Source organism: Paenibacillus sp. FSL H8-0104 (assembly GCF_038050215.1).
Taxonomy (GTDB): Bacteria; Bacillota; Bacilli; order Paenibacillales; family Paenibacillaceae; genus Paenibacillus; species Paenibacillus amylolyticus.
The window spans coordinates 5,140,912-5,161,331 of the sequence record NZ_JBBOTC010000001.1 but is presented as its reverse complement, the minus strand read 5'-3'; the positions used below and the strand labels follow the sequence as shown (position 1 = coordinate 5,161,331).

18 protein-coding genes are annotated in these 20,420 nt (G+C 45.1%); 15 read left to right on the top strand and 3 right to left on the bottom strand.

The window, feature by feature from the left end:
- The first annotated feature begins 59 nt into the window (after positions 1 to 59).
- From NST38_RS22815 to NST38_RS22795, 5 genes are all read left to right on the top strand, one after another.
- Positions 60 to 536, top strand: a complete 477-nt coding sequence (locus tag NST38_RS22815) for a hypothetical protein (protein ID WP_076252832.1) — start codon at positions 60 to 62, stop codon at positions 534 to 536.
- A gap of 156 nt (positions 537 to 692) precedes the next feature.
- Positions 693 to 1,337, top strand: coding sequence for a hypothetical protein (locus NST38_RS22810; protein WP_076252831.1), 645 nt, complete (start codon positions 693 to 695; stop codon positions 1,335 to 1,337).
- Positions 1,338 to 1,576: 239 nt separating this feature from the next.
- Positions 1,577 to 2,089: a hypothetical protein gene (locus NST38_RS22805; RefSeq protein ID WP_076252830.1), complete on the top strand. Its 513-nt coding sequence runs from the start codon at positions 1,577 to 1,579 to the stop codon at positions 2,087 to 2,089.
- A gap of 85 nt (positions 2,090 to 2,174) precedes the next feature.
- Positions 2,175 to 2,708, top strand: coding sequence for a hypothetical protein (locus NST38_RS22800; protein ID WP_076252829.1), 534 nt, complete (start codon positions 2,175 to 2,177; stop codon positions 2,706 to 2,708).
- A 73-nt stretch (positions 2,709 to 2,781) separates the two neighbouring features.
- Complete coding sequence (locus tag NST38_RS22795) at positions 2,782 to 2,985, top strand: hypothetical protein (RefSeq protein WP_047843932.1); 204 nt, start codon at positions 2,782 to 2,784, stop codon at positions 2,983 to 2,985.
- Positions 2,986 to 3,145: 160 nt separating this feature from the next.
- Here NST38_RS22795 and NST38_RS22790 read toward each other — a convergent pair whose 3' ends face one another.
- Positions 3,146 to 3,781 carry a hypothetical protein gene (locus tag NST38_RS22790; RefSeq protein WP_341344082.1) on the bottom strand — a complete coding sequence of 212 codons (636 nt, stop codon included), beginning with the start codon at positions 3,779 to 3,781 and terminating at the stop codon, positions 3,146 to 3,148.
- A 169-nt stretch (positions 3,782 to 3,950) separates the two neighbouring features.
- On the opposite strand from NST38_RS22790, the gene NST38_RS22785 reads away from it, so the two are divergent.
- Together NST38_RS22785 and NST38_RS22780 are read left to right on the top strand one after the other, a co-directional pair.
- On the top strand, positions 3,951 to 4,412 hold the full coding sequence (locus NST38_RS22785) for an NUDIX domain-containing protein (RefSeq protein ID WP_341344081.1): 462 nt from the start codon (positions 3,951 to 3,953) through the stop codon (positions 4,410 to 4,412).
- A 114-nt stretch (positions 4,413 to 4,526) separates the two neighbouring features.
- The gene (locus NST38_RS22780; protein ID WP_341344080.1) at positions 4,527 to 4,952 is read left to right on the top strand and encodes a hypothetical protein; all 426 of its coding nucleotides are present in this window, start codon (positions 4,527 to 4,529) and stop codon (positions 4,950 to 4,952) included.
- Positions 4,953 to 5,103: 151 nt separating this feature from the next.
- Here NST38_RS22780 and NST38_RS22775 read toward each other — a convergent pair whose 3' ends face one another.
- On the bottom strand, positions 5,104 to 5,466 hold the full coding sequence (locus NST38_RS22775; protein ID WP_017687018.1) for an iron-sulfur cluster biosynthesis family protein: 363 nt from the start codon (positions 5,464 to 5,466) through the stop codon (positions 5,104 to 5,106).
- Between the two features lie 287 nt (positions 5,467 to 5,753).
- Here NST38_RS22775 and NST38_RS22770 point away from each other — a divergent pair, with 287 nt between their 5' ends.
- From NST38_RS22770 to NST38_RS22735, 8 genes are all read left to right on the top strand, one after another.
- On the top strand, positions 5,754 to 6,782 hold the full coding sequence (locus tag NST38_RS22770; RefSeq protein ID WP_076252825.1) for a LacI family DNA-binding transcriptional regulator: 1,029 nt from the start codon (positions 5,754 to 5,756) through the stop codon (positions 6,780 to 6,782).
- Between the two features lie 181 nt (positions 6,783 to 6,963).
- Positions 6,964 to 8,235 (top strand): ABC transporter substrate-binding protein, encoded by a 1,272-nt coding sequence (locus NST38_RS22765; protein ID WP_076252824.1) that lies wholly within the window; start codon positions 6,964 to 6,966, stop codon positions 8,233 to 8,235.
- 101 nt (positions 8,236 to 8,336) lie between these two features.
- Entirely contained in the window at positions 8,337 to 9,224 is an 888-nt protein-coding gene (locus NST38_RS22760) for a carbohydrate ABC transporter permease (RefSeq protein ID WP_017687021.1), read from the top strand.
- Positions 9,217 to 10,062: a carbohydrate ABC transporter permease gene (locus tag NST38_RS22755; protein WP_036617294.1), complete on the top strand. Its 846-nt coding sequence runs from the start codon at positions 9,217 to 9,219 to the stop codon at positions 10,060 to 10,062. The genes NST38_RS22760 and NST38_RS22755 overlap by 8 nt, the downstream gene beginning before the upstream one ends.
- A gap of 93 nt (positions 10,063 to 10,155) precedes the next feature.
- Positions 10,156 to 11,652 (top strand): glycoside hydrolase family 30 protein, encoded by a 1,497-nt coding sequence (locus NST38_RS22750; RefSeq protein ID WP_083684692.1) that lies wholly within the window; start codon positions 10,156 to 10,158, stop codon positions 11,650 to 11,652.
- Between the two features lie 484 nt (positions 11,653 to 12,136).
- Positions 12,137 to 15,172: a beta-galactosidase gene (locus NST38_RS22745; protein WP_341344079.1), complete on the top strand. Its 3,036-nt coding sequence runs from the start codon at positions 12,137 to 12,139 to the stop codon at positions 15,170 to 15,172.
- Positions 15,173 to 15,614: 442 nt separating this feature from the next.
- Entirely contained in the window at positions 15,615 to 16,994 is a 1,380-nt protein-coding gene (locus NST38_RS22740) for a glycoside hydrolase family 43 protein (RefSeq protein WP_143781274.1), read from the top strand.
- A gap of 232 nt (positions 16,995 to 17,226) precedes the next feature.
- The gene (locus NST38_RS22735; RefSeq protein WP_076252822.1) at positions 17,227 to 19,071 is read left to right on the top strand and encodes an RICIN domain-containing protein; all 1,845 of its coding nucleotides are present in this window, start codon (positions 17,227 to 17,229) and stop codon (positions 19,069 to 19,071) included.
- A 130-nt stretch (positions 19,072 to 19,201) separates the two neighbouring features.
- On the opposite strand, the gene solA is transcribed toward NST38_RS22735, so the two are convergent.
- Entirely contained in the window at positions 19,202 to 20,335 is a 1,134-nt protein-coding gene (gene solA, locus NST38_RS22730) for an N-methyl-L-tryptophan oxidase (protein WP_143781273.1), read from the bottom strand.
- Between the last annotated feature and the right edge of the window lie 85 nt (positions 20,336 to 20,420).

Sequence of the window (20,420 nt, the reverse complement as noted above, 5' to 3'; positions counted from 1 at the left end):
AAATTTGATCGCTATTACCAACTCTATCAACTCTATCACTAAAAAGGAGTTCTCAATCCATGAAACGAAAAGGATTAGTATTGCTTTTACTTGCCAGTGTTGTTGCTGGTTCTATTTTAGTAGCATCGACTACTACTGCGGAAAGAGTCGTAGCCCAAACTCCGATGGAAGCGGCAACGGAGTACTTTCAGGCTTACATTGCTAGGGATGTTGAAGGAATGATGTTCTATTCTAAAGATACCAATTATTTGGATGAGAAAAGTCGTGAAGAAGGATATGTGAAGGATTTTAAAACCAATCCAACTACAGGATATGAAATTGTGGAAAGCAAACAAATCAACACGGATGAAGTTCAATTTTATGTAGTTCAAAAGTATGCAGGACAAGACTACGAACAGTCACCACCACTCCCGTATAAAATTTTCGAAAGCGAAAATGGCTGGAAGGTTTTAGTAGAGCCACTAGAAATCAATACATTGACAGGTGAAGTCACTAAAGGTACACCGATTCACGCTTTGCAGTATACAGATCAGTAGTTGTGATTTTGAAAAGCGATTCCGAGGAATAAATTTATCAGAAATTAAGATCGGAAAGGCGGTGTGGCAATGCCAGCGACCTGGACATTTAGTGCAAACAAGAATAGACGTGCTCCCTTTTGAGAAATAATCTTAGACAAGGGGGATATTTGTATAATGAAAATTTCAGACCGACTATTAAGACAATATTTAGATCACGTTTATTGGATATGTGGAGGCCCTTGTGGCGGCAAAAGCACGATGACAAAGTTACTTTCTTCAAAATGGGATATGAATTATTATTCCTCCGATGACCACACTTTCGATTATCAAAAAAAGGCTAATCCGCAGGATCATCCAGCAATTTTACGACACTTCATTGATTGGGAATGGTTCTTTTTAGGGCGTGGGAACGATAGAAGTCACTGGTTAAATTCAGTGTTTGATGAAAGCGTTGAGTTTATTATTTTGGATTTGTTACAGATGGGGAAAGAGAAGCCAATCGTAGTAGATACTTTTATGGAACCTGCTTATCTAAGGGAGATTGTTAACCCCAATCGCGTTGTTTATATGTTTGCAGAAGATGGCCTAATTCGAGCGGAGTATCTGGATCGAGATCATCTGAGAGGCATGGAGGATGTGTTCCCTAATTTATCAGATCCACAACGTGCACGGGACGAAACATTAAACACGGTGGTTCGAGCATCGAATCATTACCTGCAACAAGCAGAGCAGTACCAATTAAAATGGTTTATGAGAACATCTCAGTCCAATAAAGATCAGATGTTATTGGAAGTTGAAAAGCATTTCGGTTTTCGATGACTGAAGTGTCAAATGCTATCAGTCGTCATTTGTTACACTAAAAGTATACGGTAACTCAATAAATTTCAGACAGCAGTCGATCAACCTGATCGGCTGCTTTTGTTCAGCAACGGGAAGGTAACTCAATGCCATCTTGTGAATTACAGGTGTAACTTTTATTGATTGATAGCGTTGTTAACAACGAGGAGCTTCTTATAGGTTTTTAGAATAACTAATAAAAGAATACGAGGAATGAAGTAATGAAGAAAAAGAGACTATTTTTTACTATTGTAGCATTAGCGTTAACAACAGCGACCGTAACTGCCTGTGATTCAACAAGTCCAACTCAAGAGAATATGTCTACTCCAAAATCTGGTGTATTATCAAGCGAGTCCGAAAGTACAACCCTTTCTAATTCTTTAAGCGAACAAGAGAGCAAACCCTCCCACTATATTGCTTCTGGAGGCGCAACGGTACAGCAACCCTTTTCTGTAAATCCGGAATTTGTACACATAAAACTGCTTATGAAGAACAATAGTAGCCATGAAGTCAATGTTAGTTTAACGCACTTAGATACTAGTAAAGTGTATTTCGCTAGAACGATTGCTGCCGGGGAATCTTTTGATTGGATAAATATTAAAGAAGGTTTCACCCAAGGTATGAATACTGGAGGTTACTTGCTTCAATGGAGTGGTGGCGGTTATCGCGTTGAAGGGGAAGTATGGGGATCAGCTGGTTCAGACCCGGACGATACTGTTCATCTAACTTATTGAACTAACGGACAGGTTAGTGTAAGGACAATGGAATAATGTACTATCTCATATAGAATACTTTATCTTTAAAAGGGAGGGGAGCACATTGCATAATATGATGAATAAGAGACAATTTATTGAGATGACAGTTAAAGAACAACATTCTGTAGTATTCAAAGTTAATAATCGAGATGAATTTTTCCGTGGTGTTGCTAAAGGATTAAAGGAAGGCTACCTAATTGTTGAAACAGAAGAAGGTATAAACTTTAAATTTAATATGGATGACATCATTGAGATTTATGCTATCAAGTCTTCATCTCCAAAGCATAGTGCTATCCAATCCCACAGTTTTATGAAAGATAGCAAGGATGACCTTGAAAACCTTGTACTCCAGTTTGAAAGTTTAAATGACGATGTAAAGAAACAAATTACCTCTTCTTTATCAAAAGTGCTTAGTAAGCAAGTGATCATTTCGAAAATGGATATAACTTCATACAATGTATCTGAAATTGAAATGATTACTAAAACGATAAATGGATATCTACTCACTATTAAAACACTGGATATTCATTCCGAATTTTTCGAATCATACAACCAAAAAACTTGTTTTGGGAAAGGGCTAGATCACAATCGAGAATAGCCTAAGGGAGGAAAAATTATAAATGCTAAAATAGCAGGTCGGGAACTGTCAAAAATCCCTGGGAGGTGAGTATGTGAAAGAAGGAATTAAAAATGTGCTGTTAGGTACTGTGGTTTTTGTTGTTGGCTTTTCCATTATTCTGCTTCTTACAAGCTCCGATATTGAAGCTGAACTTACATATTATGCTGCCATAGCATATGCTCTTCTATACTTAGCCAGTGTTATATCTGTTTGCACTGCGGTACTCCTGAAAAAGATGACTCAATTAAAAAAGTGAATTACTCTTAAGCTAGCTGAAAACGTTAGCTCAATAAAACAAAGAAAGCAGCCGATCATTTTTGATTGGCTGCTTTTATTCAACTAATGGACAGTTTAGTTCAATAAGTGCCGTTAATTCCCCATAGAGCTACAAGAAGCAATTTATCCTAATGTCCGTATTACACTAAGCACTTTATTACTCTGTTTAAAGCAGTATTCCAAGGTCTTGATTCAATGAATTCAATTCCATTTCTCTTACAGGTATCTGCTATCCATTCTCCATACGAAATACTTACTTCAGCTCTATCATGTTGTAATTCGCCACCTTCTCTTGCTAGATAATTCTGCACTATTTGATTTTTATCTGATTCATGTACAAATATTGATTTCACCTGTGGGTTATCGAAAGATAATGTTAATTCGGGATAGATAAAATCGCCTTCAATAATGATAGGTAACTTATCTTCAATATGCCGGTTTGCAAGCTCTTTTAATACTGGAACCATTTCTTTGCTGACATCAATCAGCCAGTTTACCGTGCCGTCAACTCCAAAGTATTTCCCATCTATATCAGAATCCCAATAATGAATTACAGGAAAATGCTCCTTTGTTGTAACTGTTTTTACGGATAGGTGAACATCATCTACTTCCAAGACATTCACACCATAATATCGAGCAATCTCATAAGCAATACTTGATTTACCTATTCCTGATGCTCCACCAATAAATAAAACTGTCCAGTTTCTATCATTATTCATTTTGCCAACCTCATTTATATGTTCATCGATTATTTTAATGATTATGTAGTTGTTCAATATTATTCTACTTATTCCCTTCTTCTCTCACATCAAATTTCAAAACGGCGCACAGAGAGACCATGAATCAAAGGTGAATACTTTATTAGACGGAAGTTGGTAAAACGCGCAGGACTTAGGTCTAGTGCGTTTTTTTTACAAAAGAAATGTAGGCGTAAAAATGGAAATCATGACAGATTCAAGAGGTAACATTTTTTTGGAATTTATTCGTATCGAGTACGATAAGGTCATTACAAGCACACTGGATGCTCCACTAACACATGCTCTAATTGTGGTGAAGTGCGAAGGGAAGTATCTATTCATGCATAATAAGTGGAGAAACAACTGGGAACTTCCAGGTGGTATTATTGAAGCTGGAGAGAATGCGAAGCAATGTGTAATTAGAGAATTGTTTGAGGAAACCAATCAAAATATTAATTCGGCTGAATTCAAAGGGCTAATGAAGTTTAGACTCCAGCCAAGTTATCATGGACCTGAACGGACAGAGTATGGAGCTCTGTTCATGGGTGAATTGTGCCAACTTGATGATTTTGTTGAAAACGATGAAGCTTCTTCAATTATCCTTTGGGATGGTACATCAGAAATTGGTGATATCGCAGAAATAGATAGGAAGTTAATTGAATTCGTGTGATATATGATTGAACTAACAGTAAACGATAGTTCAGGAGAATCAAGGAACAAATTGAGCAACCCTTTCTATACATCATTCGTTAGAGTATGAAAGAGGTGATATGAAATTAATAAAATGAGTAATAGCATCTTAATGTTGGTATTAGTGGTATCCATGATATTTGCGGGATGTTCACCAAAAGAAAAAAATGAAGATACAATTACTGAACGTGTAGTAGCATCTGATTTCGTTCTTGAAGTAACCACACCAACTGTTATAAGTACGGGTGAGGCACTGAAAGTAAAAGGAACTTTAAAATATACAGGTATTAAACCAGTTGAAGTATCTCATGGAGAACCAATCATTCGTTTTTTCTTCTCCGGTAGTAACGAGGAGCGTAATTATGCGGATGTGGGATATGTAACTGAGTTTAAATCAGGTCAATTGGTTGAGGTTAAAGATGAGTTTATAGTAACCAAAAAAGGGAAACAAAATCTCTTTGTGGATATGATCGCGGATATCTCTATGACCATGAACCCAATTGAAATTGTTGTGAAGTAATTTTAGTTACATTGAACTGACAGCAAACGTTAGTTCACATGAAATGTTTACGAAAATAATGCCTAATAAACTCAATAAAATTGATAAAAAACCTCCCGTCCCGCATGACATCTGGGCTTGGGAGGTTTTGATTATAGTACAAATTCAACGTTTATCGTACAAACCATCCAGTGGGCTGAGGGGCTACGTCTGCGGTATCTCGTAAATCATGGACTTTGACATTACTGCCATAGATCATGGAATCGCTACTCAGTCGGAATGAAGGGAAACTGTGCTCGGATTGCAGACGCAGAGAGGGTTCAAAGTAAATCTGCTGCTGTTTGTTGATTACAAAGGGAAGCGACCCCGCTTCTACGGTAACATCATCGCTATCCGGTTCGTTCAAGATCAGAAGTACCGCAATTCCGTCACAACCGCATCCATCGGTATCATAAAACAATTTGAAATAGCCTGGTCGATCTCCCAGCTTTTCAGTAAGTCTTGCTTCTGCCAGCGGACTGACTTGAATGATCATGACGTTGTTCACACTCCTCTAATCTCCAATGAATTCGCTTACAATTTAATATATGGACCATAAACGCAGATTAGAAGGTGAAATAAAGAAAAGCAAACATGTCCTGTATATATTGACGCTAATGCGTAATGCAACGAACAATTCACGTATGAATGTTATACCCGGAATTTCTATGGGTTCAGTGTGAAATCATTCTCCCGTCAATGAAACCCATTTCATCGGCATTCCTTATCTGGTATGATAAGCAGGGAAAATAGGGAAAATTAGAGAAAAAGGAAGGTTCCGCTATGACACCGATCACCATATACGACATCGCCAAAGAAGCAAATGTATCTGTAGCGACGGTCTCCCGGGTACTGAATGATACGGCACCTGTGCGTGCAAGCACCCGAGAGAAGATTATGTCCATCATTGAAAAACACCAGTTTCAGCCGAATGCGCAGGCGCGCAGTCTGATCAAAAAAGAGACGGGCACCATTGCCATCATCCTGCCGGACATTACCAATCCCTTCTTCCCGGAAGTGTTCTGGGGCGCGGAGAATGAGGCTCGCGGATTGGGGTATACCTTCTTTCTGTGTAATACCGCAGGCGACTACAACAGGGAATCTGAATATTTGTCCATCCTGCGAGAGAAGCGGGTAGACGGGATTATTTTTCTCGGCGGGCGTATTAACATGCAGGTCTGTCCGGATGACATGGCTCAGGAATTGATTGATATGGGCAAGCGTATGCCGATTGTGCTGGTTAATGGCAATATTGCCAAAGGAGGGTTCCACCGGGTGTACACGGATGAAGGTGCAGGGGCAGCCCTTGCAGCGGAGCATTTGCTTGAACTGGGGCATCGCGATATCGCCTTTGTTGGCGGCCTGAAAGAGTTATCCACCACCATGGTCAAGGTCAGAGCTGTGCAGAAGAAACTTCGGGAACATGGGCTCGAAATACCAAAAGAACGGCAACTGCTCGGCAGCTTCTCCATCGACGACGGCAAACGGGAGATGTCCAAACTGCTGGATCGTGAAAATCCACCCACCGCAGTCATCTGTGTCAATGACAACACAGCGATTGGTGCCATTAAGTCAACGATTGAGCATGGGCTCTCGATTCCGAAGGATATATCCATTGTAGGTTTTGATGATACACCGCTCGCCAGTGCCGTTATACCAGAACTGACAACCGTATCCCAGAACACGTATCAGCTTGGCAAACAGGCTGTAGATGTGCTGCATGAGCTGATTAACCAAGGCAAACCGAAGAAGCAGATCGTTCTGCAACCGGAGCTAATTGTGCGTCAAAGTACAGGACCTGCTGCAAGATAAAGGGGCCTGTAATTGGAAAAGAAAGCGTTGACATTTCCTCGAAGGGTGAAATATAATGAGTGCGTGAATGAAACCCCTTTCATAAAGTGGAACGGGTTTTATGTTTCAGCTTAATGAAACCCATTTCATGAAACGGGTTTCAGTGCAGTCATCCATTCATTATATCAAGGGGGCGTAACGTATGAGAAGAAGTCTAAAGGTCATTTCGTTATTGATGCTGGTCATGGTAATGGGTCTGACAGCCTGTAGCAGCGGGAGTAAAAACGGTTCTTCCGGCGAGTCCGGTGGCAAGGTTGATTTGAGCATGACAATCTGGGGCTCGGAGGATGAGAAGAAGATTTATCAGGAACGACTCGACATTGTGAAACAGACGTATCCCGATATTAACGTGAAGCTGAACGTGGTTGCAGGGGATTATGACCAGAAGGTACAGACCATGATCGCCGGAGGAACGGCGCCGGACATCATGATGATTGCCGAGAACTATCAGGCTTACGCCTCCAAGAATCAGATTATACCGCTGGATGACATGATTCAGGCGAACAATGTGAACATGTCCGAACGTTATTCCGATGATATCGCAAACCTGATGAAGTATGATGGCAAACAATTTGGTTTGCCGGATCGGGCAGGTGCGATGGTCCTCTTTTATAACAAAGATCTGTTCGACAAGGCTGGGGTGGAATACCCAACCAAAGATTGGACGCAGGATGATCTGATGGCGGCAGCTCAGAAGCTGACGGTGAAGGAGAACGGCAAAACGACTCAATGGGGTTACTATCCGGGTAGCTGGTGGCCGCAATGGATGCAGCTGATCTACCAGAACGGTGGCTCACTGTTCGACGAGAGTGGCAAACCAACCTTCAATACAGAGCCTGTGCGGAAAGCATTACAATTCATGAATGATCTGACCTTCACACACGGTGCGGGACCAACGCCAACCGAGATTGCCGACATGGGGAATATCGGAGCTGATCCGCTGTTCGCTCAAGGCAAGATCGCCATGGAAACGACAGGGTTCTGGAACATCGGTTCACTTGCCAAGGTGGAAGGAATTAATTGGGATATCTCTCCGGTATGGGGCGAAACAAACGCATTCTTTAACGGGTTAACGATTACCAACGCTTCCAAACACAAGGAAGAAGCTTTCAAAGTCATCGAAGCACTGACCACACCGGAAGCACAGATGCCAATGGTCAAAGCCGGTCAGGATGCTCCTGCAACCAAAGCCGGTCTGTCCAGTGATGAATTCCTGAATGCTGAATATGGCGGCAAAAAAATCAACATGGCTGCGTTCAGTGAATCAACGATCTATGCAGAACCATTCAACCCGCAATGGAACGAAATGATGAAGCTCATTAACGATAAGCTGGGTGTCTACTTCAACAACAAAGCCTCGCTTGATGATACCGTAACCGAAATTCAGAGTGGACTGGAAAGACTCTACAAATAGAGGTTTTTTCTGAACATGCACAAATAGCAGCGACAGCAGGACAGGTGGAATCGGCGTGAATGCGGGTTCCATCTGCTCTCTGCGTCATGGGAGGGCTTAACGTGAGAAAAAAGGACGGGAAATGGTTCTACATCTTCATCTCGCCTTGGCTGATCGGGTTTCTGGGGCTGACTCTGGGTCCGATCCTGTTTTCCATCTATATGAGCTTCACGAATTGGGATCTGTTCCAGTCCCCTGAATTCATCGGTATCGACAATTACAAAACGTTACTGACCGATGATCCGATCTTCTGGAAATCTGTCGGCAATACATTCTTCTATGCGCTAATATCCATTCCGCTGGGGATGTCGATCTCGCTCTGGATTGCATATTACCTCAACAAGAAAATCAAAGGTATCACCTTCTTCCGTATTCTGTTCTATCTGCCGTCGGTTGTTCCGGTGGTTGCGAGTTCATTGCTCTTCATCCACTTGCTTGCGCCAACTGAAGGTTTGATCAACCAGGCACTTGCAATCTTCGGTATTCAGGGTCCTGCCTGGCTTCTTGATCCGAACTGGGTTAAGCCTGCATTGATTCTCATGTCCTTATGGGGTGTGGGTGGTGGCGTGGTATTGCTGCTTGCAGGGATGAAAGGCATTCCACAGGAGCTGTACGAGGCCGCTGCCATCGATGGGGCGAAAAGTACACAATCGTTCTTCCACATTACATTCCCAATGCTGACTCCCGTCATTTTCTTCAATCTCGTGACTGGCATGATCGGAGCGCTCCAGACCTTCGCGCAGGTATTCATCGTTACTGCCGGGGGACCTGACAATTCAAGTCAGATGGTTGTTCCCTACTTATTCCAGAATGCGTTCCAATTCTACAAAATGGGATATGCATCGGCGATTGCCTGGGTACTATTCATCATCATCATGGTGTTGACACTCGTTGTATTCCGTTCATCGGCGCTATGGGTGCACTACGAGGAGGGAAAAGCCAATGAGTAATCCATCGACTGTGGAGAAGACGATATCCTATATTTTTCTGATTCTGGTCGGGGTGCTGCTTGCTTCGCCTTTCCTGTACATGATCTCTATTGCACTGGCAAGTGACGCAACAACCGTCAAATCAGCCTTTACCTTCGTTCCAATGGAGTTCCAATGGTCGAACTTTTATACGATTTTTACGAATAATAATCTTGGAACATATCTCAAAAACTCGGTCATCATTACCATCTTTACGATTGTCGGATCGGTATTATCAGCTTCGATCGTATCCTACGGCTTTGCCCGAATCAAAGCAAAAGGCAGCCGTTTCCTGTTTATTGTGTTGCTGAGTACGATGATGATTCCGGGTGAGGTTACGATGGTACCGCAGTTCATCATCTTCCGTCATCTGGACTGGATTAATACATTTTACCCGCTGATCGTGCCGAGTTTCTTTGCCGGAGCGTTCAACGTATTTCTGATTCGGCAGTTTGTCATGAGTATTCCAAAATCACTGGATGAAGCCGCCATGATCGATGGTATGGGACACCCGGGAATCTACTGGAAGATCATCATGCCACTGACGTATCCGATACTTGCGGCCATTGCGATCTTCTCATTCTCCTATAACTGGGGCAACTTCATGGGACCGCTCATCTATATCAATGATCCGGAGAAAATGCCGCTGGCACTCGGGGTACAGCTGTTGACTACGGTAGGGGGCGGGCAGATGCCGCCGTGGAACCTGGTCATGATCGCATCCCTCTTCCTCACCATTCCGATGGTGCTGGTATATCTGTTCGGACAGCGTTATGTCTATGAGGCTAACATTAGCGGCGGAAGCAGCGGAATCAAGTAACACAGATGGTGTCTGTAGTGTGTGTATGTTTTGAACCTGACGTTCAAGGTCAATAGAGTAATCAACGTACATGGAGAAAGGATTGTTTAGCCCATGGCGCATAAAGAACAACGCAGCAGAGGCAAACGGAGTTATATCCTCATGGGTGTCGCTCTGATTGCCCTGCTGGCAGGAGGAGGAATTGTTATCAATCATTTTGCCAATGAATCATCCAAAACAATTGAGTTCCAAGGGGAACCGGTACGTCTGAAGCTGGATCAATCCTATGATCATTTTGAAGGTTGGGGTACGTCACTTGCCTGGTGGGCCAACGATCTTGGCGGATGGAAGGATCAGGCGAAGGTTAGTGAAGTGATGGATCTGGTCTTTGACCCGGAGAAAGGATTAGGTCTGAACATCGTTCGTTACAATATTGGCGGCGAGGAAAATCCGGAGATGAAAGCTCTTCGTCCTGGCGGGGATGTACCTGGTTTCCAGCCTGAACCAGGAGAGTGGGACTGGGATGCTGATGCAGGTCAGCGTGCTGTATTACAGGGTTCGATGGAGCGCGGTGTGAACATTACCGAAGCATTCTCCAATTCACCACCTTACTGGATGACGATCAGTGGATCCGTTACCGGAGCCGTGGATGGCAGCAATAATCTGCGTGATGACCAGTATGATGCATTTGCTGATTATCTGACCGAAGTTGTAAAGCATTATCGGGACGAGTGGGGGATCACCTTCCGCACACTGAATCCGCTCAATGAACCTTCCTCCGACTGGTGGAAGAAGGGCAATATGCAGGAAGGAAGTCATTTTACGAATGAGAAACAGGCCGAGATTATCAAGAAAGTCGCTGCATCGTTGAAGAGCAAAGGACTGGATGGAACTGTCATTAGTGCCGCAGACGATAACAGCATTGATGAGACGGTGTTTAATTTCAACCTCTATGATCAGGACACGCTGGACGTAATCCAGCAGATCAATACCCACTCCTATAATGGTAGCAAAATGGAAGAGCTGCGCACGCTGGCAGAACGCCATGGCAAAAAGCTGTGGATGTCCGAGTACGGAACCGGCGGCAGCGAGCCGCACAGTCATGAGGATATGACCTCGGTGCAAGAATTGGCGGAGCGGATCATGTTTGATCTGAAAATCATGCAGCCATCCGCCTGGGTATACTGGCAGGCCGTTGAAGATGAGGGCGCCAATAATAATTGGGGCTTCATTCATGCCAATTTCAACGGAGAAGAGCAGTACGAGATGACCAAACAGTATTACGGCATGGCCCAGTTCACGAAGTTCATTCGTCCTGGCGCGACAATTATTCCAACCGATGGTGGACGCACGCTGGCTGCCTACGATCCGGAACACCAGAGATTGGTGCTAGTGATTCGCAATGAATTGTCAGCGGGTACAACGGCGTTTGAACTGGAAGGGTATGCATATGGAAAATCATCCACCGCTCAGGTGTATCAAACTTCACCGGATCGGAACATGGAACAGCTTGAAGACATCCCGGTGTACGCCAACGGAGTGGAAGTACCTACGGCGGACAATTCCATCACAACGGTTGTACTGGAAGGCGTGACGTTACAGGGGAACTGATGATTAAGGAATATAAGTTCAACTACAGATTTACACAGAAAACGGAGAGGACAGAAAGGACCTGAAGAAGCGGAGCGGTCGCCTTTATCCCCGGATTTTCCCTTTGAGAAAAGGGAATCAAAAAAATCTGGGGATAACAGCGATTGGAAGGTTATTCTGTCATCGGAGTGCCAGTGTAAATATTCATTAGTTGAACTCATATTTTTAAAAGATTACAGGACATATGAACCTATATAAATTAAACTAAACATTTACACCAAACGGAGAGGACAGAAAAAACCTGAAAAAGCGAAGCGTTCGCCTACAAGCTTTCTGCAAGAAAGCTACATCGGAAGCATACGCTAACCCCGGATTTTCCCTTTGAGAAAAGGGAATTAAAAAAAATCTGGGGATAACAGCGATCGGAAGGTTGTTCTGTCATCGGAGTGCCAGTGTAAATAATTTTAGTTCAATTTATATAAATAAAGAGAAGGAGGGGATAACTTTGACAGAGAAAGCATCCCTTTTGCTGCAGGAACAGGAGAAGAACATCGCGAGGGCTGAGAATGGTGTTCTATCTGAATTAACATACGATGCACGCAGTTTTTTCCTAAACGGAGAGCGTATATTTCTGAACAGTGCCACGATCCATTATTTCCGTATGCCAAAGGAGGAATGGCGTGAGGTTCTGCTGAAGGCGAAGCTGGCAGGTATGAACTGCATCGACACTTACTTTGCGTGGAATGTGCATGAACCGGAAGAAGGACAGTGGTCTTTTGAAGGGGACAACGATTGCGGAGCATTTCTGGATTTGTGTGCAGAACTGGGCATGTGGGTCATCGCGCGTCCGGGTCCGTTTATCTGTGCAGAATGGGATTTTGGCGGTTTTCCATACTGGCTTGGTACGAAGGACGGCGTAAAATTCCGGGAAAATAATGAGAAGTATCTGCACTATGTGAATTTGTATTTTGACCGGATTGTGCCGATTATTCGGGAACGCCAGCTGTCCGCTGGGGGCACGGTCATTCTGGTTCAGGTGGAAAATGAATACGGGTATCTGATGGATGACGCTGCTGCAAGTGACCATATGAATACGCTGAGAGATGGATTGTTGCAACGTGGCATTGACGCTACGCTGATCACTTGCGTTGGCGGGGCGGAAGGCACGATTGAAGGGGCTAATTTCTGGTCAGGTGCTGACGGGCATTATGAGAAACTCCGAGCCAAACAGCCGGACACCCCGAAGATGGTCACGGAATTCTGGACCGGATGGTTTGAGAATTGGGGAGGACCTTCGGCCATTCAGAAGACAGCCCCTTTACTAGAGAGACGTATCATGGAGATTCTGCGTGCCGGGTATACCGGAATCAGTCACTACATGTTCTATGGTGGCACGAACTTTGGTGGATATGGCGGCAGAACGATGGGTAGCAGTGACATCTTCATGATTACGTCCTATGACTATGATGCACCGCTGAACGAATATGGACGGGTGACACCGAAATATGCAGTAACCAAGAATTTGTCCTATTTCGTCCATGCTTTCGGGGCCCTTCTGATGGAAACAGAGGAAATTCCAGAAGAACAGATCGTTGTACGTCATCCTGAAGGCATATCTGTACGAGGCAGACAAGCTAACAACCAGAAGATTTGGTTCCTGGAGAGTCACAAGGATGAACGCGAAACGATGCACATTACACTGGAAGAAGGCCGTACTCTTCCCGTATCTCTGAATCCAGGACAGATTGTTCCGTTGCTGGATCGAGTACGGATTGCTGAACACGTATACCTGACTGCGGGTACGATGATTACGGGCAATGAAATGATAAACGGAGAATTGACTCTGTTCATCGTGGCCGCTGCAGGGCAGCGTTCTGTTGTTGAACTGGAAGCCGAGGTATTAAACGTCACGGGCAGTACAGTGCAAGTGCTGGTTGAACATGATTCAGCCAGGAACGTATACCGCTTCGATTTGTTCCATTTCCAAGAGCCGGGAACGATCCAGCTGGAAGCAAACGGCACACCGATCCGATTCATCATTCTGGATCAAGAAACGATGAATCGAACATGGCGATTGGAAGCAACAGATCAGAAGGGACTACGTTATGTGATCGGGTTTGATGACGTGGACGTGTTGCCATCTGGTCAGGTCAAGGGTATGATCACGGACCCAGATCGCACAATTACGCTGCTTGGTGACTGGACCGATGGAGAACGTACGTTCACAGGTCACGAGTTCTTTGCCAGCGAGGAGTCTATTGCAGGTATAAAGCAGCAGCTTCCATGGACATCACCGAGTGCGCCGACGTTGTCTGATTCTCCTGAGCTGTCACGTGTTACGTTAACTGCGAAGCAGCGTCCGGCGAGTGGACAACCAGAAGACTTTTCCCGATACGGACAAGATTTTGGTTATCTATTGTACGAATGTGATTTCAAGAGTCCAACCGAAGGGGTCACTAACCTCATTTTGCCGGATATCCAGGATACTGCCAGAATCATCGTTAATGGTGTTCAGCAGGCACTGGTTCGTCAGGTAGGGGCAGCAGGTGTGCAGTTGCAGGTGGCCAAAGGGAAGAATACACTTCAGATTCTGGTACAGCATATGGGCAGATTGAACTTCTCCCCGTATTTGGGTGAGAGCAAAGGTCTGGCTGGTGCTGTGTATCTGGATGGCAAGGTTCAGGATATTCGTCGGGATTGGCGTATGGAGCGTGGACTTGTGCATCTCGATGAGGTGAACTCTCTCCAAGAATCTCCACTTCTGAGCAGAAGTTTTACGCTGGATGGCATGGATCGGGCGATTCTTGTGGGTGCCTTGAGCAAAGGTCTTTGTATCAATGGTATCGAAGTTCCGATGGAAGGATATCAGGATTGGTTTGCCTTCCAGACGTTAGACATCTCCTTGTATATCAAGACCGGAGAGACAAATACACTGGAAATGCCGTATAGCCGCTCTTCGCTGAATCGACTGGAACTGATCACATATCCGAGTCAGGGAGAACTGAAGGATTGGCGTATGGAAGAGACGGATGCATTGCTTCCGCAACAATGGGAGAGATACGAGGTAGAACAGGAATCGCTCCATTCTGGACAGGGATCAATCCAACGTGCAGGACAGCCTGGTATCGCCGCAGGTGGCAATTGTACTGCCAATCTGGTGCCCCACACCACGAATGAATCGGTTAATCGTGCTACATTGAGTGAGAAGTCTCACCCTGTATCCAATCATACTCCAGTCCGAGGATCGTATGGTCAGCCGGTCTGGTACCGCTGGCGTTTCGCGAAACCTTCTATTTCCGAGCACCATAAGGTGAACCTGATGCTTCGCCTGACCGGAATGAGCAAAGGAACCATTCACTTAAACGGACATCATCTGGGCCGTTACTGGCAGATTGGTCCGCAAGAGGATTACAAAATTCCAGTAGCATGGCTACAGGAAGAGAATGAATTACTTTTGTTCGATGAAGAAGGCAGAACACCAGAACGAGTACGATTCCTGTTGGACGCATTATCCCGTTATCCGTGGGTTGTGGTGGAATAGTTCATGCATGGATCGTTAGCTGTCTTACTGATCCAACTATAGTTGAGAACAAGAACTGGATCGAGATAGTTCGAGTTGGGCGCAGCATTTCACCTTTTTTACTACAGTCACACTACCTCATTTTCTTAGTCAAATAACTCGAGCTTGTGAATCTTTGGATTCAGTCTTGCGGAGTGAATTAGCTAAGGGAATGGGGGAACTGTGGTGATCAGGTTGGTACAACGAACTAAGGTAACACTTGTAGTTTAATTAATTGTAACCGTTTACATATATAAAGAGTGTTCATCCATGATCTTTGAAGGGAGTGATGCTTCATGTAATTGGAATTTGAACAGGTAGTCGTGAGGTGTTGCTCATCAGGGACAGCCCCAGGTACGCTTTGTCTTTGGTAATACAGTGAGGTATTCCTCTGTTCATCACTCATGGATAAGGAGATGACCCAATGTTGACGAAGAAGGAAGAGGGAATAGGAGGAATAGGAGGAATAGGAGGAATAGGAGGAATAGGAGTAGGAAAGTCCAAAGGTTTCAAGGCCGGAATGATTCTGCTGCTCGGAACATTACTTCTATTAACGATGTTATTCCCCAATACAGCCAGAGCAGCGACAAGTGTATATACGATATCAGCCTTTACGAACACAAGTGAGTCCAATATGTATATCTACGAATCCTATAATGCAACCCACTATGGTTTGCTAAAAGGGCCAGCCTATACACCTCCGGCCGATCTGATCCGCGATCCCAGCATCATGAAGCACACAGATGGTCTATATTACGTTGTTTACACCACGAACTGGTCAGGTAACACCATTGGCATCGCCTCCAGCCCGGATAAGGTAAACTGGACATTTGTCCGTAACATTACATTATCCACACCTACCACAATCGCACACACCTGGGCACCAGAATGGTTCAAAGACAGCAACGGCAGTCTAAACATTATCGTGTCCCTCTCACCAGGCAACTATCAGAATTTCAAACCTTATGTACTCACAGCTTCAGGTAGCAATCTAACATCTACCTCATGGTCTGCACCTACTGAACTGGCAGGCATTGCTCCCAATTATATCGACACTTTTATCGTGAAGACAGGGTCAACCTATCATGCTTTTACCAAAAACGAGACCACCAAATACATTGAATATGCGACATCAACTTCGCTAACGGGTCCTTATACCTTTAAAGGCACAGGGGATTGGGCAGGTTGGGGTTCTTGGGTGGAAGGTCCGGCGCTTGTTCAGCTGGATAATGGTTCATGGCGAATCTACTTTGACGGCTATGCAACACAAAAATATTATTACAGCGACTCTGCTGACAACTTCCAGACTTGGGGTGCCAAACAAGAGATTGCAGGTCTTACCGGACTCGTCCGGCATATGACCGTATTGAAAGAGTCCGGACAACCGGGGGATATCCGCAAGCTGGAGTCATTCAATGTGCCTGGCAGCTTCATTCGTCACTATAACTATCAGGCACGGATTGATGCGAGTGTCAGTCCGGCGGAAGATGCACAATTCCGTATCGTTCCCGGGCTGTCGAATGCAACAGGCATTTCGTTTGAGTCCATGAATTATCCGGGTTATTTCCTGCGCAATAATAATGGCAGCATCACACTCGTGAAAAATGACGGCAGCACTACGTTCCGAAATGACGCCACGTTCAAACGTGTAAATGGACTTGCTAACGCTGGTTGGACATCGTATGCCTCGTTTAGTAACCCGAACCTGTATCTGAGACATTATAATAATGTGCTGAAACTGGAAGCTGTCGTTACCGCACTCGATAAGTCAGACGCGACTTTCCGCGAGGTTGCACAATATTAGGTGTTTATTTTCTAAGTTAAACTATACATTTACACGATAACGGAGAGGTCAGAAATAACTTGAAGAAGCGAAGCGTGCGCCTAAAAGCTTTCTGAAAGAAAGCTACATCGGAAGCATACGCTATCCCCGGATTTTCCCCTTTTTAAGAATAATTAAAAATCTGGGGATAACAGCGATCGGAAAGTTGTTCTGACATCGGAGTGCAAGTGTAAAATGATAAGGAGTGAAGCGGATGAAGTGGTTAAAACGGATGAGCTCGCTGCTGCTGGCAGGAAGTCTGCTAACAGGAAGTTTAGGTGTGGGGACAGAGGTATCTGCTGCAGGAGCCTACACGGCTGTTGCCGATCCATCGAAGCAATATCAGACGATGGAAGGATGGGGAACATCCCTCGCGTGGTGGGGCAAAGTGGTTGGAGAATATTCCAATCGGGATGAGTATGTGGAGAAAATGTTCAATGCAAATACCGGACTGGGTCTGAATATCCTGCGGTACAACATTGGAGGCGGGGATAATCCATCATCCAATATCCTTGAATATCGCAAAGCCGTTCCTGGTTACCAGCCTTCTCCTGGTGTGTATGACTGGAATGCAGATGCAAACCAACGATATATGCTGCAAGCTGCCAAAGCTCAAGGTGTGAATGTCATCGAAGCTTTTGCGAATTCCGCACCTTACTGGATGACGATCAGTGGCAATGTGTCCGGTTCGGCCAATGGTGGTAACAACCTCAAGCCCGATTACTACGATGATTTTGCCGATTACTTAACCGAGGTTGTGAAGCATTTTCGGGATAACTGGGGGATCACATTTGATAGCGTAACTCCGCTGAATGAACCGATCTCGACGTGGTGGAAGCAGGGCAATGACCAGGAGGGCATGCACTTTGACCGTGCGGATCAGAACACAATTCTGAGTCAGGTACAAGCTTCATTGAATGCAAAGGGCCTGTCCACCAAGCTGAGCGCACCGGAAGAATACAGTATCGATGATTCCAATGTGTCGTTCAACAGCTACAGCAATGCGGTTAAATCAGCGATCACTCAGATTAACACCCATACGTATGGCGGAAGCAATCGTACTGCTTTGCGCAACACAGCGACGTCTGCGGGCAAACATCTGTGGACCTCGGAATATGGAGACGGAGATGCAAGCGGACTTACGATGTCACGGACCATCCTCAAGGATATTCGCAATATGGGCGCAAGTGGATGGGTGTATTGGCAAGCCGTGGATAGTGCAGAAGGATGGGGATTTTTCAAGAACGTGTTGAACAATACCCAAACGACTAGTTACACCGTGAACCATAAATATTATGTCATGGGCAATTACAGCAAATTTATTCGTCCTGGATACAAGATTATCGGCATGAATGATGCCAATACCCTTGCAGCCTATGATGCAGCCTCCGGCAAAGTTGTGCTGGTAACAACCAATTCGGAATCGACGGATACAACGGTAACCTATGATCTCAGTCGTTTTACGAACACAGGCACGTCTGCTCAAGTATATCGGACCTCTTCAACGGAGAAGTTGCAGCAACTGACCAATATTTCAGTGCAAAACAAAACCTTTACCGCCACGGCCAAGGCCAATTCGGTCACAACCTACGTCATTTCCGGTGCAACTTACAATGGCGGTACAGGATATGAATCCGGGGCCATCTACAAATTAATCAATCGAAATAGCGGACTTGCACTCGATGTTAACGGTGCTTCTTCTACGGGTGGGGCAACAATCATTCAGTGGAATGATAATGGAGCAGCCAACCAGCAATGGAAGCTGGAGTCGGCAGGTAACGGATATTACAACATTCGCAATGTAGGCAGTGGGCTTTTGCTGGATGTGAATTCGGGTTCCACACAAGGCGGAGCCGCTCTGATTCAGTGGCAGGATAACGGGGGCAACAATCAGCAATGGCTGCCAATTGATGTGGGAGGATATGTGGTACTTGCGAATCGAAACAGTGGACTGACGGTTGACATCAATCAAGGGTCTCTGACCGCGGGTGCCTCCACCATTCAATGGGCCGACAATGGCGGGGCCAATCAGCAATGGAGCCTCGTCAAAGTTAATTAGTGTGAGTACACATGAATTAAACGTTATTACGTGTCCTTTTTTCTTGGAGGTGCAGTGCTCTAAGCAACACTGCACCCTCAAGAAAAGTAACTATTTTAGACATACATATATTCATCCACCCAGCTGGTACTTAACGAAAACGGGATAGGGTGAACCTGCTAATATCCTGATCCGTGTGCCCCGTTTGCACCAAGTCGGATAGAATCTGCCCAATGGCACTTGCGAATTTGAAGCCGTGACCGGAGAAACCGCCTGCGAGCCACACACGTTCATGGGCAGGGTGTCGGTCGATGATAAAATCTTCATCCGAAGTGAATTCATACTTGCATACACTACCACGTTTCAATTCTCCAGCTGCCTGAGGCATATGAAGTTCGAGCAGCCTGCGCAGATCCCCCTCGTCCGTTTCTTCCGTACCAAAAGGAGCCATTGTACTTCCTGGTGTCCACACCTGACCCGTATCATGACGACCCATCTTCAGACCTGATCCGCCAATGCTTGGAAATCCATAATATGTACCTTCTTTTCCCGCCAGTGTAAAACCGGGGAAGTGTGCCTCGCCGTACAAAGCTTCTGGTGCATCAAACCATCCAACCGTTTTACGCACTGCTTGAATGGGGAGATCCACGAAAGGTTTTAATGTCTGAAACCAGGCGCCAGCGCTCAGGATGATTTGATTCGCGTGGTATGTCTCACCACCTGAAGTCTGAACTGCAACGGAATGTGGTCCGTATTCGATATGCTCCACAAGCGTGTGCGTTAACAAGGTGGCACCGTGAGTCTCGGCTGCTTTGCGGAAGGCACGAATACAGGGTTCGCTATACAGATAACCCGCATCAGGCTCATACATGCCCTCGTAATGTTCAGGTACTGTAATACCTGGCCAGCGTTTCATCACCTCGGCTGCGTGCAATGTTTCATACCGAATGCCTGCATCATCTGCATGGCTCAATCGGTTGTGGAAGGAATGAATCTCCGGATCAACCACATTTATTACACCGGAAGGAACAAACAGTTGGTCTCCGGTCGTTTCCTCCAGCTCGTGCCATAACTTCTGTGCAAGTAATGCCATGGCGATATAGTCAGGCCCACCACTGTACACATGGCGCATCAGTCTGCTATCCCCGTGATGACTTCCTTCCGTATGCGGAGGATCAAAGGCATCAATTAGTAAAGTTTTGCATCCACTGCGCGATAGATAATATCCTGCACTCATGCCCATGGAGCCGGCTCCAACGATAATAACGTCATATGATTGTGTGATAATAGCACGTCCTCTCCTATGTATCCTTTTCTACAGTAATGCCTTAATAGAACATATTAATAGTAAAAGCTTGATGAAGGCAAGT

What these genes read in the sequence shown, in the direction of transcription:
- NST38_RS22815 (WP_076252832.1), top strand. Translation starts at nt 60, where the DNA reads ATGAAACGAAAAGGATTAGTATTGCTTTTACTTGCCAGTGTTGTTGCT.
- NST38_RS22805 (WP_076252830.1), top strand. Translation starts at nt 1,577, where the DNA reads ATGAAGAAAAAGAGACTATTTTTTACTATTGTAGCATTAGCGTTAACA.
- NST38_RS22770 (WP_076252825.1), top strand. Translation starts at nt 5,754, where the DNA reads ATGACACCGATCACCATATACGACATCGCCAAAGAAGCAAATGTATCT.
- NST38_RS22775 (WP_017687018.1), bottom strand. Translation starts at nt 5,466, where the DNA reads ATGATCATTCAAGTCAGTCCGCTGGCAGAAGCAAGACTTACTGAAAAG.
- NST38_RS22750 (WP_083684692.1), top strand. Translation starts at nt 10,156, where the DNA reads ATGGCGCATAAAGAACAACGCAGCAGAGGCAAACGGAGTTATATCCTC.
- NST38_RS22765 (WP_076252824.1), top strand. Translation starts at nt 6,964, where the DNA reads ATGAGAAGAAGTCTAAAGGTCATTTCGTTATTGATGCTGGTCATGGTA.
- NST38_RS22785 (WP_341344081.1), top strand. Translation starts at nt 3,951, where the DNA reads ATGACAGATTCAAGAGGTAACATTTTTTTGGAATTTATTCGTATCGAG.
- NST38_RS22740 (WP_143781274.1), top strand. Translation starts at nt 15,615, where the DNA reads ATGTTGACGAAGAAGGAAGAGGGAATAGGAGGAATAGGAGGAATAGGA.
- NST38_RS22780 (WP_341344080.1), top strand. Translation starts at nt 4,527, where the DNA reads ATGAGTAATAGCATCTTAATGTTGGTATTAGTGGTATCCATGATATTT.
- NST38_RS22755 (WP_036617294.1), top strand. Translation starts at nt 9,217, where the DNA reads ATGAGTAATCCATCGACTGTGGAGAAGACGATATCCTATATTTTTCTG.
- NST38_RS22735 (WP_076252822.1), top strand. Translation starts at nt 17,227, where the DNA reads ATGAAGTGGTTAAAACGGATGAGCTCGCTGCTGCTGGCAGGAAGTCTG.
- NST38_RS22810 (WP_076252831.1), top strand. Translation starts at nt 693, where the DNA reads ATGAAAATTTCAGACCGACTATTAAGACAATATTTAGATCACGTTTAT.